This window comes from Paenibacillus phocaeensis (assembly GCF_900021165.1).
In the GTDB taxonomy this organism is placed as follows: domain Bacteria; phylum Bacillota; class Bacilli; order Paenibacillales; family Paenibacillaceae; genus Fontibacillus; species Fontibacillus phocaensis.
Genome location: NZ_FCOQ01000034.1, coordinates 44,007 through 60,151 on the forward strand (window position 1 = coordinate 44,007; position 16,145 = coordinate 60,151).

General features: G+C 44.9%; 17 protein-coding genes and 1 pseudogene. 6 read left to right on the plus strand and 12 right to left on the minus strand.

The features are described 5' to 3' along the window. Nucleotides 1–185 precede the first annotated feature (185 nt). From BN3795_RS22165 to BN3795_RS22175, 3 genes are all read left to right on the plus strand, one after another. Nucleotides 186–1,796 (plus strand): TIGR02391 family protein, encoded by a 1,611-nt coding sequence (locus tag BN3795_RS22165; protein ID WP_068786870.1) that lies wholly within the window; start codon nt 186–188, stop codon nt 1,794–1,796. 237 nt (nt 1,797–2,033) lie between these two features. After that, on the plus strand, nt 2,034–2,219 hold the full coding sequence (locus BN3795_RS22170; protein ID WP_068786871.1) for a hypothetical protein: 186 nt from the start codon (nt 2,034–2,036) through the stop codon (nt 2,217–2,219). A gap of 115 nt (nt 2,220–2,334) precedes the next feature. After that, the gene (locus BN3795_RS22175) at nt 2,335–2,553 is read left to right on the plus strand and encodes a hypothetical protein (protein ID WP_068786872.1); all 219 of its coding nucleotides are present in this window, start codon (nt 2,335–2,337) and stop codon (nt 2,551–2,553) included. 66 nt (nt 2,554–2,619) lie between these two features. On the opposite strand, the gene BN3795_RS22180 is transcribed toward BN3795_RS22175, so the two are convergent. Next, nucleotides 2,620–3,764 (minus strand): IS3 family transposase gene (locus BN3795_RS22180; RefSeq protein ID WP_110945308.1). Its coding sequence is split into 2 segments (ribosomal slippage): nt 2,620–3,491 and nt 3,491–3,764, totalling 1,146 coding nucleotides; the frame shifts between segments, so codons are not numbered across the junction. A 153-nt stretch (nt 3,765–3,917) separates the two neighbouring features. On the opposite strand from BN3795_RS22180, the gene BN3795_RS22190 reads away from it, so the two are divergent. Further along, complete coding sequence (locus BN3795_RS22190; RefSeq protein ID WP_068786875.1) at nt 3,918–4,976, plus strand: RNA-guided endonuclease InsQ/TnpB family protein; 1,059 nt, start codon at nt 3,918–3,920, stop codon at nt 4,974–4,976. 293 nt (nt 4,977–5,269) lie between these two features. Here BN3795_RS22190 and BN3795_RS25700 read toward each other — a convergent pair whose 3' ends face one another. From BN3795_RS25700 to BN3795_RS22195, 3 genes are all read right to left on the minus strand, one after another. Then, nucleotides 5,270–5,416 carry a hypothetical protein gene (locus tag BN3795_RS25700; protein WP_198524796.1) on the minus strand — a complete coding sequence of 49 codons (147 nt, stop codon included), beginning with the start codon at nt 5,414–5,416 and terminating at the stop codon, nt 5,270–5,272. A gap of 108 nt (nt 5,417–5,524) precedes the next feature. Further along, on the minus strand, nt 5,525–5,785 hold the full coding sequence (locus tag BN3795_RS26275) for a stage V sporulation protein S (protein ID WP_110945310.1): 261 nt from the start codon (nt 5,783–5,785) through the stop codon (nt 5,525–5,527). A gap of 4 nt (nt 5,786–5,789) precedes the next feature. Beyond that, nucleotides 5,790–6,710, minus strand: coding sequence for a LysR family transcriptional regulator (locus BN3795_RS22195; RefSeq protein ID WP_068786876.1), 921 nt, complete (start codon nt 6,708–6,710; stop codon nt 5,790–5,792). A gap of 146 nt (nt 6,711–6,856) precedes the next feature. On the opposite strand from BN3795_RS22195, the gene BN3795_RS22200 reads away from it, so the two are divergent. Further along, complete coding sequence (locus BN3795_RS22200; protein WP_068786877.1) at nt 6,857–7,876, plus strand: alpha/beta fold hydrolase; 1,020 nt, start codon at nt 6,857–6,859, stop codon at nt 7,874–7,876. Nucleotides 7,877–8,524: 648 nt separating this feature from the next. Here BN3795_RS22200 and BN3795_RS22205 read toward each other — a convergent pair. The 8 genes and pseudogenes from BN3795_RS22205 to BN3795_RS22235 form a co-directional block, all read right to left on the minus strand. Further along, nucleotides 8,525–8,926, minus strand: coding sequence for an Rrf2 family transcriptional regulator (locus BN3795_RS22205; RefSeq protein WP_036623450.1), 402 nt, complete (start codon nt 8,924–8,926; stop codon nt 8,525–8,527). 122 nt (nt 8,927–9,048) lie between these two features. Beyond that, complete coding sequence (locus BN3795_RS22210; protein WP_036628256.1) at nt 9,049–10,434, minus strand: DHA2 family efflux MFS transporter permease subunit; 1,386 nt, start codon at nt 10,432–10,434, stop codon at nt 9,049–9,051. Nucleotides 10,435–10,586: 152 nt separating this feature from the next. Beyond that, nucleotides 10,587–11,495: a class I SAM-dependent methyltransferase gene (locus BN3795_RS22215; RefSeq protein WP_068786878.1), complete on the minus strand. Its 909-nt coding sequence runs from the start codon at nt 11,493–11,495 to the stop codon at nt 10,587–10,589. A 77-nt stretch (nt 11,496–11,572) separates the two neighbouring features. Further along, nucleotides 11,573–11,719, minus strand: a pseudogene (locus BN3795_RS25280) (FAD-dependent oxidoreductase); the annotation flags it as partial. A gap of 93 nt (nt 11,720–11,812) precedes the next feature. Then, nucleotides 11,813–12,127 (minus strand): thioredoxin, encoded by a 315-nt coding sequence (gene trxA / locus BN3795_RS22220; RefSeq protein WP_068786879.1) that lies wholly within the window; start codon nt 12,125–12,127, stop codon nt 11,813–11,815. A 346-nt stretch (nt 12,128–12,473) separates the two neighbouring features. Further along, nucleotides 12,474–13,244: a DJ-1/PfpI family protein gene (locus tag BN3795_RS22225; protein ID WP_068786880.1), complete on the minus strand. Its 771-nt coding sequence runs from the start codon at nt 13,242–13,244 to the stop codon at nt 12,474–12,476. A 1-nt stretch (nt 13,245) separates the two neighbouring features. Then, on the minus strand, nt 13,246–13,884 hold the full coding sequence (locus BN3795_RS22230; RefSeq protein WP_068779964.1) for a DUF2306 domain-containing protein: 639 nt from the start codon (nt 13,882–13,884) through the stop codon (nt 13,246–13,248). 43 nt (nt 13,885–13,927) lie between these two features. After that, complete coding sequence (locus tag BN3795_RS22235) at nt 13,928–14,962, minus strand: DJ-1/PfpI family protein (protein WP_068786881.1); 1,035 nt, start codon at nt 14,960–14,962, stop codon at nt 13,928–13,930. Between the two features lie 496 nt (nt 14,963–15,458). Here BN3795_RS22235 and BN3795_RS22245 point away from each other — a divergent pair, with 496 nt between their 5' ends. After that, a complete protein-coding gene (locus tag BN3795_RS22245) occupies nt 15,459–16,145 on the plus strand; it encodes a response regulator transcription factor (protein WP_068779963.1) in 687 nt (228 codons plus the stop codon).

The following is a 16,145-nucleotide window of genomic DNA, read 5'->3' on the forward strand; positions in this document are numbered from 1 at the left end:
GAGTAATGGATAAGCAATGAATTGATACGAAATTCAATAGAAGTGGCTATCCTAGATGGGTAGTCAATCTTTCTTTTCCCGAACGTGTTTTTTGTCGATTCGTACTTTTGGAGCAGGAGTTAAGACCTTTGTTGGTGAATTTTTACAAATGCTAGTGAATTCAAGGTTTGGAGTGATTGATCGATATGACATCGGAGATACAATGTCCGTTATGCGGATATTATGCAGTACTAGAAAGAGACGGTTCTGAGGTATACCAGATAAATTGTCCGAGTTGCGGTGAGTTTAATATTACCCAAGATTGCTTTGATGATTTACCAGCTGAACGTAAACTTCAGCCGCAGTTGATGAAGGTTTCGGCATTTATCCGATCCCGAGCTATCAATAAAGATCCTATACCCACATTATTCATTGATGATCCAGGCGATCATTCCGAGGGGTATTCGATTCAACAAATCATTGACCAGTTCCCATCCATTACAGATCGTAAGTGGAAAGCCCTGAGTAATCTTAAAGGACTTTCAAAATATTTTGGCGATGCAGTTTTGATCGAAACCAAAGACTACCCTGTTTTCTACCCTGAGGTAAATCATGAACAGCCTTGCCTAATGATGATGAAAACATTGGTCGGTGAAGGTCTGGTTACAGGTGACGCAAAGTTCCCAACTCATCTCACAGTAACGGTAAAAGGTGTATCCCAGCTAGAAGCTCAAGCTTCTTCTACAGCACCAGTAGTTACCCTTCCAGCACCTAAGGCTCCTGTAATTGAAGAGCCAACTCAAGTTGCTGTTCAACCGAGTAAATTGGAGGGGCTTCACCCAAGAGTGCTGGAGGTCGCCCAAAAGCTTTTCCAAGATGGACATTTCCGTTCAGCTGTCCTCGATACGTATGTAGCATTGGATAATGATGTTCAAAGGAAGAGCCGTCTTACCGCTACAGGTAAAGCTTTAATGGATAATGCATTTTCTAAAAATAGTCCTGTTCTAAAGTTAAGTGATGCTCCAGACGCGCAATTAGGTGCGATGTTACTATTTTCGGGAGCAATTATGGGAGTTCGGAATGTCTTAGCGCATGATCAAAAGGCAAATCCATCAGAACAAGAAGCATTAGAGCTGCTTCACTTTGCTTCGACTCTGTTCAGGAGACTAGACCAAGCGGTGAATGTTGAAGCAGAGAAGCTTATGGTTGAAATTTCTCAGCTTTCGTTTAAGCTTGACGGTAAAGCATCCTATTCGAACAGCGCCCAAATTAGGAAGTACCTTGCTCCTTCAAGGGAGTATGTTGACAGTGGGTTGCATAGGATATGTTTCGAGAAGATCCTTATGTTAATTAGAAGCGGATACTTCAATGACCAAAATGCGGGTATCGATTTGTTACTGGAGTGGGATGAAACACTTCTCGACCATGTAACCGATGATGATCATATTGAATTAATCACTTACATTTATAAGGCAGCTGGTGGCTCATATCCGTCGAACTCTGCTGTAGATTTGATTAAAGGTGGCTTTAAGCCAATAGCGAGGAGTCTTAAGTTATTTCAGAAGCATTTACTTTCTAGCCCTGAGTTATTTCATGAGATATTGGAGAAGATTTGGTGGAAGGACGCCTTTTTCAGATCGATCGCAACATATGCTGATATAGAGTTTCTGGACGCATTCCTCAATAAAGTAGTCGATAGAGAGTTTGTGTTAAATCGATCTGACTTGAATAATCTGAGTTATGAGTTGAATCACGTAGGAAGAACGGGGATTAGAGAACTAACTGACAAGATCGACAAGATGAACAAGGAATCTTAATATTGTAGCAAGAAGTCACTAGAGAGATATATTCCACAGCTGTCGTGAAAATCGGCAGCTATTTCTTTTGTAATGGATGCTTTATTGTCGTTAAGGCAGCTTGAGGTCTTTATTTAATCCCAATCTTCGACTCATATATTCAATCACATCTGTGAATCACATATCTCCAATTACTTATGCAAATGCTTCCAGTTCAGTATAATGAGCTTATGACAATATTCTAAGGGGGTTAACCGGATGAAAGCATCACAGGACTTTATCAAGCAATTGGAGTTATTGTATGAACAGTATGAGCAAGAAGTAACGGAGAAGCTGAAAGCGGGTATTCTTAAAGATACCACCGCTAAGACATACCTAACCCATTCAAGCAACTTTGTCAGATGGTGTAGAAATGATTTTGTGCCTGGGGACAGAAATAAGTAGTGTAGCCGTGTTAGCCGCGGCAGACTAACAATATGCTGTTAGCCATGCCAAATCATCTGCAGATTACAGAACCATATGCAATGATATGGAAAATACGGGATAAGGGGGTATCACAATGCCTGTTCCAGATAAGAAAATTGTCGTTAGCAAGTTGGAGAAAAAGTACGGCTGTTCCTTCTCTATGATTAAGGGGAAGAAAATTATGTATCAGGGAATTGTGGATGAAGAACAAATCGTAGTTTGCACGAAAATGCCTTCTCGGCGATTATTGGGGTGTTTTAAAATGTCAAGAGGAATGTTTGTTCGCACTCCTGTTTTGGGGGTGAAACAATAAAAGACCTTGGCCAAGGGCCAGGGACTGACCCCCGTTTGTGAGACAGGGATCAAAACACCTTATTTACTATACAGCCAGTTGCCGAAATTCAATCGGTGACTGGTTGTTTAGTTTCGCTTGAATACGAATTGAGTTATAGTAATGGATGTACTCTTGTACCGTTTGTACAACGATTGCAGTCGTCGTACGAGTGAGATTATCTAGGTAGAACGTTTCAGACTTTAGAGTGGAATGAAACGATTCGATGAGGGCATTATCAGCGGGTGTACCCTTACGGGACATGCTCATGGTAATGCCCTTTTCCCTGATTGCTTTCTGATAGTCGTTAGACGTATAAACGGAGCCCTGGTCGCTGTGTAGCATCGCTCCGTTCACTTCAGGCAGTTGCTCTAGCGTGTCCAAGACGAACTGAACATCTTGCTTATCTCCAATACTGTAGGCGACAACTTCGCCGTTGTACAGGTCTAAAATGCTCGACAAGTACATCATGGTGCTGCCGTAAGGTAGATACGTAATATCGGTAACTAGCTTTTGCAGGGGCTGTTCTGCATGAAATTGCCGCTTCAGTAGATGTTCTGCTACGTGCGCAGGTTGTCCCGTATGCTTCCGTTTCTTTACCTTCACACGGCATTGCCAACCGTGCTTTTGCATGATCTGTTGTACGCGCTTGTGATTGACGGTCTCATGGCGCCGTAACTCAGCGGTGATCTTCCGGTACCCATAACGAAAACGATGTTTCTCACACAGCTCCTGGACGCGTGAGACAAGCGTGTCAGGCGTTGTAGGTAGTCCTTGCTTCTTCCAGCGATAGTACGTAGACCGTGGCAAGCCGATCCACACACAGGCCTGCTGTACTGTGGTTAAGCTTCGAATACTTTCCATCCATGGAATTACAACTTCAGGCGACAGCTCCTCTCCAACTCCTTGAACTTTTTTAACACTTCTATCTGTTGCTTAAGGAAGCGATTTTCTGTTTGTAATTTCTTAATCTCAGATTCGTACTCCGGTCCTTTGCCATAACTGTATTGCTTGCCGACAGGCTGCTCAAGGCGGTGTAATTCACCCGCTCGATACCAACGCATCCACGTTTTCAATTGCGTTACATTCCTTATGTTAAGTTGCTCCATGACCTCCTTAACGGGCACATTTGCTAATCTCATCTCGATAGCCTTCATTTTGATTTCAATGGGATAGCTTACTCTAGTTGCCAACGCAAAAACACCTCCAAAGTTGTCCCTATCATCATAAGATGTTTTGGGATTCTCTTGAAGGTGTTTTGATTTGTCTTACGTTAGGGGGTCAGTCCCCCAAAGCCGGTGCGGAGTTTTTAATTCCGAGAGGCTATATTTATAGTGGGAGGTGATTTGATGCAATCTTTGACTGTTAAGATTCGCATTTTTCCAAGTTGTCCTGACGATTTACGGAGACTTGGAAAAGAATATATCCGTGTCGTCAATCAACTAACCGAACATGCCCAACAGATTGGCAAGTTTCCAAAAGTCACTACAAAGGACATCGTATGTTCTCTTCCTTCTGCGGTCTGTAATCAAGCCATTCGAGATGCTAGAAGTGTTTTCAGCAGAAGCAAGAAACTTGGAGTGCGACCAATTCTAAAAAAGCCCGTTTATTTTGTTAACAACCAAAATTACACAGTTACCGATAATACGGTGTCTTTTCCCATCATCGTTGATGGTAAGACAAAGAAGACAACATTTCTTGCTACTCCAACGAATCGAGACATGAAGCTGTTAGCGAAAGCTAAACTTGGGCTGATGCGAATCGTTGAAAAATCGGGAAAATGGTACGCTCAAATATCGTTAGAAGCTCCAACAACCGAATCGAATGGTGAATGCATGATGGGGATTGATCTCGGTCTAAAAGTTCCTGCTGTTGCGGTTACTTCCACAGGAAAAACTCGATTCTTCGGTAACGGGAGAATGATTAAGTATGTTCGTAGAAAATACCAATCTCGCCGAAGAAAATTAGGTGAACTCAAAAAGTTGACTGCTATTCGTAAACTGGGCAATAAGGAAAGCCGTTGGATGCGAGATCAAAACCATAAGATTAGTCGTCAAATTGTCAATACAGCCATTCAAGAAGGCGTGTCGGTCATCAAGCTTGAACGACTGGAGAATATTCGCAAGACGGCAAGAACAAGCCGTAAAAACGCAAATAATCTGCATAGTTGGACGTTCTATCAACTGCAACAATTTATCGCCTACAAAGCCAATCTTGTAGGCATAAGGGTTGTGGAGGTTGACCCTGCTTACACTTCCCAAACATGCCCTGCCTGTGGGAGAAACAATAAAGTTAAAGATCGGAGATACGAATGTTCATGCGGATTCAACGCTCATCGCGATCGGGTTGGAGCCATCAATATCATGCGTCAACCTGTGGCAGATGGTAACAGTCTGCCAGCCTAAGATGCTATATGCACTGTCTTAGGACGGGCTGATGAGACAGCCCTGAACTTGGGGAACTACGGATAGCAGAAATGCACTTCCAACTACCACCCAAGAATCCCGCTGATACCGAAGGTATCAGATTGCGGCTTTAGCCGTGGGAGTCTCAAACCGGGATAGGTCATCCGGATGAGGTTTGCCCCACATATTTCCGGAGTATACAACCATCGAATGATAAGGTGGATGTGAAAAGATGAGGTCGGCTCCAGTAGGAATATCGTCCGTTAGTGCATTCCATCCACCAAATTGAGGATTCAAATCCAAGGAATTGAGCGGATACCTTTAGATTTAGCCACATCCGCTCCTGTACCCCCACCGGCGAAGACTTCAACAAAGCGCTTTGGCTGGTAATAATCCAACAAATCGGCGATTAAAGTTTCCTCGATATTTGCTGCTTCCATACGGACCACGGTTAGGGTAAGAAACAATACTGCTGTTCATTCTCCATTCCCCTCTCATGTGAAAAAAGCAGCTCTCCAATTCCATGGAAAGCTGCTTTCATCTTTGAATTATCTATTCTCTACGACTATTTTCATTCCAGCGACTTTGTCACCCTTCGAATCTGCAACCATAAAAGAAGGGGTACAGACCATGTCCACATTATGCACAATTGATTTCTGAGCAATAGCTACAGCTTTCACAGCCTTACTGATGGCGTTATCTCCTACGGCTTGCAGTTCGATCACGCCACACTTGCGAATTACATTTGCGATTCGCTGGGCTGCGTCAACTGGATTGGAATGAGTAGAAATTCTGCAAATAGTAATCATAGAGCTAGAATAAAAAGTGGACACTAAGTCGACAGGGGGGGTAAGTCATAACTTCTCTCGCCGCTTCTATGAAAGACAACAGGATGGGTGAAAGCCACTTGTCTTTATGCCACAACATCTGTGTATACACACGCAGATCGGGAATTTGCCAGGGAAGGGCAACAAGTTCACCGCGCTCTACCTCGGCTTCCGTTACGATTTCTGGGAGAAAAGCTATACCGATTCCCGAAATGGCGCATTGTTTAATGGCTTCTGCACTTTGAAACTCTAAATACGTAATGCTGTCAATGCCCTCTTTCTCAAATGACCGGTCAAACATGGTTCTATAAGGACAGCCTTTTTCATTCGTCAGGAACACTTCTCCGTGAAAATCCTCCAGCTGCAGCTCCTTTTGCCTAGCAAGCGGGTGATCCGGAGCAGCAAACAGGCGGAAGGTTTCTTCCAGCAGCGGTTCTACGGCAAGTCCGCTCGAGCGAATGGGCTCGTCAAGCATGAAGACGATATCTGAGTTCCCCTCAAAAAGCGATTGTTTGAGCTCTTGATTGGGAACGGAGCGGAAGATCAGACGAACGCTGGGATGCTGCGAACGAAAGTGCCGAAAGACAGCAGGAAGCCGGTACGCACAAATAACCTCATTGGCACTTATCGTCAGAGTACCGCTTAAAGACTCGTTATCATGAACAACGCTGCGTGCTTCGTCCAATTTGTCCAGAACGCTCCGGGCATGTATCAAAAAACGTTTACCCGCTGCGGTGAGAACCAACTGCTTGCCCAAGCGGTCAAAGAGACGAACATCCAGCTCCTCCTCCAAGGCTTTTATTTGCATGGTAACGTTAGAGGGTACGTAGTTCAGCACCTCTGCGGCCCGAGTGAAATTTAAGGTTGACGCAACCGTACAAAACGTATTCAGTTGACGCAGCTCCATTTATCGATCCCCCATACCTTCAAAATTATTGAATACTATTGTGAATTATGTTCACTTTCCCTGAGAGTATCACGACTCTATACTAAACACAAGAAATCACATCTGACCTTGAACATGTGGTTTCATTTAGAAGGGAGGCCTCTAGGATGGATTATGAAATTTTTAATTTGGGTGATGTCACCATGCAATCAGGAGTGATTTTGCCGAACGCTTTTCTAGCATATAAGACTTATGGGACACTAAATGCACAAAAAGATAATGTTATCGTCTATCCGACTGCATTTGGTGACCAGCATACTCAGAATGAATGGCTGATTGGCAGCGGAATGGCCCTGGATCCGGACAAATATTTTATTATCGTTCCCAATCTACTGGGCAACGGGTTATCTTCATCTCCCAGCAACACAGCCCCTCCGTTTGACCGAGCTCATTTTCCCAAGGTAACCCTCTATGACAACGTTAGTTTCCAGCATCGGCTGGTGACCGAACAATTTGGCATTCAAAAGATCGCACTCGTAGTGGGCTGGTCCATGGGCGGCATTCAAGCCTTTCAGTGGGGGGCAAGTTACCCGGAGATGGTGGAACGAATTGCGCCTTTCGCGGGAATTGCCAAAACTTGGCCTCATACTTTTGTGGTGCTGGACAGTCTGAAGGCCGCGCTACTGGCAGGAGTAGGCTTTGATTCAAGCAAGCTAAACCAGCTGACTTCCGAAGACATGCGCGCCGTTGGCCGGGTTTATGCCGGATGGGGACTGTCGCAGGCGTTTTATAGGGAGGAGCTGTACCGGGAGTTAGGCTTTGACTCCTTGGAGGCCTTTGTGACCGAGGTCTGGGAACATAGCTTCATGAAGATGGATCCGCATAATGTACTGGCCATGTTAGAAACAGGCCAGCATGCAGATATTAGTGCGAACCCTTCATACAACGGGGATTTTGAGAAGGCGCTTAAAAGCATTAAAGCCCTAGCCTGCATCATGCCGGGGAGCACGGACCTCTTCTGCTCAGCCGACGATAATGCATACGAAGCCAAGTTTATGCCTAATGCCGACTTTAAGCCAATTCCGTCCATCTGGGGCCATTTTGCCGGCCGTGGAATCAACAGTGCGGATAATCTGTTTATTGATGATAACCTGAAACGCTTGTTAGCCCTTAGCCCTCACGAATAAATGATCATTGACTGGGCTCTAGCTGAGGGGACTGTCTGCTGAATAACTTCCTGAAGAGCAGAGCAGTGAGCTTCGTTCCTCAGGAAGTTTGTTTGTTGCAGCTAATCGCCACCCGGAATAATCACGGCTGCTGCAGGGCCGCCAGCTGCTAAGCCTAATGCTGAACCTACTTGACGGAATAACAGACAGTTTAGAATAAGTCCCTTGGCTTAGATTTTCCTTTTTCTTCAGCCCATTCATATAAGCATCCAGCTTATATACACCACAGAGTCTTTGTCGTGTTATACTGCCCGTTCAGCACCACCGTGTGAGTCTAAAACTTAATTTCACAGTCTACAACTTATTTTTCCTAGTCTAATACTTTATTTTTCAGTCCATCATCCCGATTCCTGACCCATCATTTCACGAATTAAACCAGACCCTCCAGGCTCCTGCATTCGACAAGTTTCCGAATATGCAAAAGAAGAGCTCTCGATTCACCATTAAGGTATATCGAGAGCTCTTCTTCGCGACATCGATGCGGTCGAGAGGACAATGGTATCAATCTAACGCAGCACAATCTTGTTCAATGCCGTTTGTATATCTTCCTTTCATGCTTTTCCCAAACGGTTTAATAAAATAAACCATTCTCATAAAAACAGTTTTTCTTCAAAGAACTACCGTCATTTTCTTAGCAATCTCAGATAATTTTTGGTTTTTTAAAAAGTCCTCCATTTTCTCTTCAGCCGATACCATCACCTTCTGAACTAAACACTCTGATCCATGATTCATTTCACAGTCGAATAAGGAGGCGGAGCCTTCAATGGCATGAATCACGTCGAGAAACGAGATTTCTTCCCAATTCCGTTTTAAGCGATATCCACCATTGGCTCCTGAAGTCGATTCAATCATTCCTGCCTTGACCAGCTTGGTAAGGATTTTGGATAAATACGTTGGAGAAACCTCTTGTCTCTCCGCCAATTGCTGTACGCCGATAAGTTTGTTCGGCGGGAATGCGGCAAGAAAGAGCATCGTATGAAGAGCATAGTTTGTCGCTTTAGAAAATTTCATAACGTGATGTTCACCTCAATTATGGACTTTATGTGCCCATAATAACTTTTTATATTGGCTTATGTCAAATATCGCCTCCCTTATTACTCCTTTATTCGTTGTAACTGGCAACACTCCAAGACCTACGATTCCACTGAACCTTTACCATATGGAACAAAGAAAGTAAGAAGAAAACCACTCGCTGCAACGAGGGCTAGTGACCAAAACGCGGCTTGAATTCCTTGATGCATATTGATCGGAAAAGAGAATGAGCTATAATCTGCGGTAATTGTCACCAGGGTGATGAGCAGTGCCCCGCCCATTGACATGCCCAATGTACGTATGGCCGTGGTCATCGGCGAAGCGTAATTCATCATCGAATTCGGCAAGCTCGCCATGGCAAAAGCAGTAATTGGGGTCATCATAAAACCGACCCCGGTCATAAGCAACGCATATAACCCTACCAACAGACCATACGGAGCGTGAATCGATAGCGCTATCGTTAATAGAGCCGTTACGGCGGCTATCCCGAAGAAGCCGATCCGAATCAAATAGCGACCGCCATAACGGTCGTAGATTTTACCCGATACCACTCCGGACACCCCCATCAGCAATGCACCTGGGAGCAGCATTAGCCCCGATTCTCTAGGCAGTAGTCCCCTGACATTTTGTGCATATATCGGGAGCAGCAGTTCCACCCCGGCCATCACAATGAACAGGACTACGCCTATAATCGATGCATAAGTAAATCTCGGGTAACGAAATACGTTGAAATCAAGCAAAGGGACGGCCAGTTTGAATTGGCGCTTCACAAACAGAAACGACAGTGCGAATCCCACGATAAGGAAGGTCAGCGCAAGCTGAATCCCTTTTCCCTGATCGCTAAGGATACTAAATCCATACAACAGACTGCCGAAGCCCAAACTTGAATAAAGAATCGATCTCCAGTCCAATTTCGCTTTATGCGTATCCCAAACGTTTTCCAAGCAATAATAGGCGACAAACAGGTTCGCGATCGCTATGGGCGCCACCCCATAGAATAAGATTCTCCAAGAATGATGTTGAATCACGAAGCCGGAAATCGTCGGCCCCAGTGCAGGGGCGAGTCCCACAATGAGACTGGCCAGTCCCATCGCTGCCCCGAGTTTTTCCTTTGGGAACACTAGGATAATCGTATTCAGGAACACCGGTACCAGCAATCCGGCGCCAATCCCCTGAATAATTCGTCCGCTTAGGATCAATGTGAAGTCGACGGAGAAGCCGGCAATTAGCGTCCCTGTCGTAAAGGCCCCAGCGGATGCGAAAAACAGGGTTCGCGTCGAGTATTTTCCGATCAGGAATCCCGTCACAGGGATGACAATTCCAGAAACCAGAAGATAGACGGTGATCAGCCATTGCGCCCGATTAACCTGGATTCCAAGGTCAAGCATCATTTGTGGCAAAGCCGTGTTCAGCATGGTTTGCATGAGTTGTGCCAAAAAATTCGCGACGATTAGAGATGCGACAATGATTACAGGTTTTCTTTTCATAACGTTCCTCAATTTACTACGACCACTCCTTCTGTCTGAACCAGCCCATGAAATGTAGAATCTGTTGCGTGTAGAAATGCCATGAATATAATCATCCCTTAACAGTTTGTAGATATTACAGATATTTTTTATCCATTATACAGTTAAAGAAATTACTTATGGGGAAATTCTTGGACACCGGTGTACATGCTCTGATCCTTCAATTGAATAAGCACCTTGCCAAAACGCCCACCCTGCTGGATGACCACCTTATCCGTCGGATAAGTCCGTTCCAAATAATCGGCTACGATATTCCTGTTCTGGTCATCCGCAGGCAAACCGAAAATTCTCAGCCATTCCATAACCTCCTGGAGCGCCGTTTCTCTAGATACCTCCGTGGTTTTCATTTCCCGGGTTACGAGCGACTCATAGGAATACCCTTTGAGATACAGCAAATGGAGCAAATAAGCCATCTCCAAATGTTCCGTTTTCATGGGCTGATCAGTGACCAGAGGCCAAATCTCTTTTATCAGACTGTGCTCCCTGGAGCCGACAGACAGGCTGATATAGCAATACTGTCGTGCGCAGCTCAGCACTTTCTCCACACTGTCCCAATCGACAATAACCGGGCACATGGAGACAAATACGAAATCAAAGGCTTTTTCCCACCCCTTTGCTTGAATATCAATGTCTTCAAAAGGCTCAGCCACAATCTCTACATTCCCGTTCTTTAATCCCGTTATATTACTTTTCAATAGCTCAACTAATGGAAGACTAGGCTCCACAGAAGTAACACTAGCCCCTCTCTCCGCAAATGGCACTGTAAATCCGCCTGAGGCCGCTCCAATGTCTAATATGGAGGTATCTTTAAATGTCACACCCTGCCCTTCCAGCCAATTCATTATCCGTTTTGTTCTTCGCCTGCCTTCTTCGTTAAACGCCTGCTCGTTAAATGACTTTGCCCTGTGGTCAAAAGTGTGTGCTGGATCAATTCCGGCTTTTTTCATTTTGCTGACTGCTGTATCTGGATCACTCTTCCAAGCCTTTTCCCAAACGGCATCATTAAAAAAATCGTTCGTCATAATCCTCCTCATCCCTTTCTGTAATATGTAACCATTTCAATTATGACTTTTGAAAAAATGCCCTTCTCTCTAAGAAACTATTTCCCCATACATCCACTGCCCGCCGCTGTAATCGCTTGACGATATTTGTGATCTTGAACATCGCCGCAAGCAAAGACACCCGGAATATTCGTCTCAGCAGACCCCGGATTCACAATAATGTAGCCATACTCATCGGTAGAAATTCAGCGCCAAAGCGTTTCGCCTGCATCCGCATATTGTCCATCAATTCAGGCCCCACTTGCTAAAGCGATACATGTCGGCTTTTGTGTGTTGATTTATTTGGAGGCAACAAGCTGCTGCAGGGCACCTTTCGGCAATATGCCTAATTCTTTATATAGAGGCTGTCCATCTTTGAATATAATGGTTGTCGGTATGCTCATAATCTGAAATTGTGAAGAGATTACCGGATTTTCGTCTACATTAACTTTAACGACTTTAATGGAATCATTTGCTTCCTTTTCAAACTCCTCTAATACAGGTGCAAACATTCTGCATGGACCGCACCAAGCAGCCCAAAAATTCACTACTGTTATACCTTCCGTTTGCACCATCTCTTTAAAAGTAGAATCTTTCGCATGTTGAATAGCCATCGTGATCTTCCTTTCAATTAAATATACTATGGATATATAATATCTTTAATTTGTCATAAGATGGGTCTTGTAATCTTGTCCGGCGTTGTTGCCACTAAAAAATAGAACATCACCTCAAACGCATAATCAGTTGCTTGTGAATTTTCATAGTACTCCTCCATTTCAAATTAAAGACTTTATGTATCTATGATAACTTTGTTTTGGATAAGATGCAAGTCAGTCTCATGAAAATTTAGCCAAACCAAGGCCAGTTGCATTCTTTTGGCCTGTGATCGAGCCAACAACAGCGGACAGGCTAGGGTCTTTTGCATCCTAGTCTGCCGCTGTTGCTCTTATCGGATCGGTATTAGTTTTCGTTAAAATTGATCGGCGCAATGCCTTCCGCTCGCCACACCGTGCCTCTTTTCTCGTACTCGAATAACTTTTCTACAGCATTTGCGATTTGGGGACCTAACTCACGATCAACCAAATACAAGGCCACATCAAGACCCGAAGTCACGCCTCCCCCGCTTACGAAGCGAGGACCATCTTCAACGACTCTTGCTTCAATCGGAATTGCACCGAGAGATCCTAACGCTTCCATGCCTATTTGATTGGTAACCGCATGTCTATCTTTCAACAAACCTCCCATCGCAGGCAGTAGTGTACCACCGCATACTGTAGCTACAATAACATCCTCATTGTTAAAAGCTTGTTTCAATTTTTCCGACAAGCCTGTCTTCATGGCCTTCTTTAATATATTTGGAATGGCATCTTCCGAATTTCCCGCTGGCTTGCCCGAAGCCCCAGGCACCAAAATGATTCCCGGACGCTTTGGGTCTAATGCAGCTTGCGCTTCGAGAGCGGGCCCGTTCAGACCGCTCGGGACAGAACGCTTGCCTTCTGCGGAAACCAATTCCACAGTAACTGCTCCTTTTGAGTACATTCCCGCAGCAGCGAATACTTCGTATGGTGCTAATGCGTCCAGCAGATCGAAACCATCGAACAAGACGATTTGAACATGCATCCTTTTGTCTTTGAATGGATCATTATTTTCTTTTGAATTCGCACTTGCTGTAGAGGTAACTAGACATAGAACTAGTACAAACGACATGAGTACTCCTATAATTTTTTTCATCCTACACTGCCTTTCTGGATCGATTGATATTTCTGATAATGATGTTAGGAATGATCAACAGCAGCACAATAGAGCCGTAAACGCCAATTGTATAGCTGGTAGCGTAAATGAGACCAAATCCCTGATAAAAAAGGGAGGTGATGAGATGAATTGTCATGTTCGTAAAACAAAAGGCGTAACTTCGGATCATCCAGTTCCGGTGCCGAATGATACGTTTCTTTTTGATTTGTACAAGCGCCATAATGGTGATAAACAGCCATATTATATTAAGAGCATTGAACCCCATACTGCTTATTTTTCCTCCAGTAGCATAAGGAGCCATATATCCGGAAGTAATCACGACAAGAAGGACGGATACTAAATAAACGTAGCCGTTTATACGGTGGAGCTTGCGGCTTTTTTCAAAGACGCGGTTGGAGAAGTTCAGCAACCCCGTCGCCATGGCGATGCAGGCAAACGCAACATGAACGTGCATAACGTTGATCCAGACTGGAAGATTTAGTTCGCGCTTCAGGCCGATTTTATGGCTTAAAAACGCCTTGGCTCCAGGATCGATAATAAAATTGGCCACCAAAGCGTAAAGGATAAATAGAATACTGATGCAGGCCAAAAGTCCGTATGTTATTTTCCATTCCTTCATGCGATCCATCCCCTCATTTTTATGACCAATTCGCATTTATGGGTTAGGTAACACGCTTGCCTGTTAATTTGGATGCAGGCAGTATGCCTGCCCTGGCAAATCCAATCATGTCATCTCCACGCACGATAACTTCGAATTTTAGATTTAACCGCATAGGTTTCGTGACGCGCAGCGACCAGGTAAGCTTATTGTCCTGAAGTAAGGGGTTTATAAACTCGACCGTCTCATCCCCTTGTGTGGCCTGGCCTTGGATCAACCCATTCCTTATGGAAATGGAGAGCTTGACCTCCAGTTTCCCAACAGGCGTAGCAATTGTCGTATCCCAATCCCCGTCGAATTCAGATTCTCCGGGTAATTTGATTTCCGAGGTATCATAAATCATCCCCGTATTGTTCGTCGCGATGTTCGTTTCTTCGTCGGTCTCTGCCTTGTGAGAGCTAGGCGCCCTTCCTTCTTCCCGCCAGACCGTTCCTCTCCGTTCATATTCGAACAGCTGCTCTACCGCGTGCGCGATACGCGGTCCAAGCTCGCGTTCCACCAGATACAGCGCTACATCGAGTCCCGAAGTAACGCCGCCGCTAGTAACCAGATCGCCGCTATCCACTACGCGTGCCGGGACGGGAATGGCTCCGGTTGCTCCAAGTACATTCATGCCCAGATGATGCGTTACCGCCGGTCTGCCCTCCAAGAGCCCCCCCATGGCCAGTAACAGGGAACCGCCGCAAACCGTGGCAACGATGATGTCTTTTTGCCCGAGTGCTCGCTCAATCAATCCAGCCAATTCCGTATTCAATGCCCAAGACAGAATGGCTGGGGGCGAATTCGGCCCATCTCCTTCGACGTCACCCGACGCGCCAGGTACGAGAATGATGCCCGTACGTTCCGGGTTCAGTCTGCCGCTCGCTTCAATTTTTAACCCGTTGATGCCGCTGGTGACGATTCTCGGCCCTTCAGCGGTGACGAATTCTACGCTTAACGCGTTTTCAGCATACATTGCCGCGGCACAAAAAACCTCGTAAGGCGCAATGGCATCCAGAAGGTCAAAGCCATCAAAAAGCACGACTTGAACCGTTAACATCCACAAACCTCCTCATATTCAAAGTCAGTAGATTGATCCTCGAACCTGCGGATCGTATCAGGGAAAAATTATTTTGTCAGAAAATCCTTCAGCCTGTGATATTCCTTCTCGTCGATCTCACCACTAGCCATCCGGCCTTTTAGAATCAATGTGATGTCACGGTCTTTTTGATTGGAAACTCTGTAGCGATGATTAATCGCATAAATTCGAACTACCATAAAAGAAAAAAGTGTAAGACAAAATAGAGCACCGAATGGAAAAAATGAGAAACTTCCGTATTCCAAGTTTATGTCAACCTCCTTCATCCGTTTTTGCGTAGAACGGGCCCTAACTCGCGATATTTGCTGTCCGACTCGGCAAGAAGTATCGTAACAAACGAGTATCTCAAATGAAGTTGTATAAAGGTCACAAAACAATAAACAAATCATCACAAATTAGGTGGTTCTGTTTGTTGCATGGGGTTAAATGATAAACTAGTTTTCAAAGGTGGGATATCATGAGTGAAATCAGTACCATACTGGTTGTTGACGATGATCAAAGCATTGTCGAACTATTGAGCGACTTTTTAGAGTATGAAAATTTTCGCGTTATAACCGCTTGTGATTCTGTTCAAGCTTGGACTTTGTTTGAGCGGAATTCCATTCATTGTATTGTTCTTGACATCATGATGCCGGGGCAAAACGGGTTTGAGTTATGTCGCCGGATTCGTGAGAAGAGTAATGTTCCGATCCTTTTCTTGAGCGCACGCAGCGACGATGTAGACAAGATTCGTGGCTTGACGCTCGGCGGCGATGATTATATCGTAAAAACCGCTTCACCTGGCGAGATCGTAGCCAGGATAAAAGCTGTACTACGGCGTTCTGTTTCCCAACTGCAAATGAGTGAGAGAATCTTGGATTTTGGCCGCATCAAGCTAAATCTATCCACAAGAGAAGTATTCGTGGATGGGAAGAGTGTAGTGCTCACCCCGAGGGAATATGAATTATTGCGATTATTTGCCGAACACCCTAGGCATGTTTTTTCATATGAACAGATACTTTCGAAATTTTGGAATGGGGTAGGTGACAGGCATACGATTCGGGTGCACATCGGTCGACTTCGCGAAAAAATTGAATCCGATCCGAACCATCCTCAATACCTAGTCAACGTATGGGGAATAGGGTATCGCTTCGAGGGAGGTTAA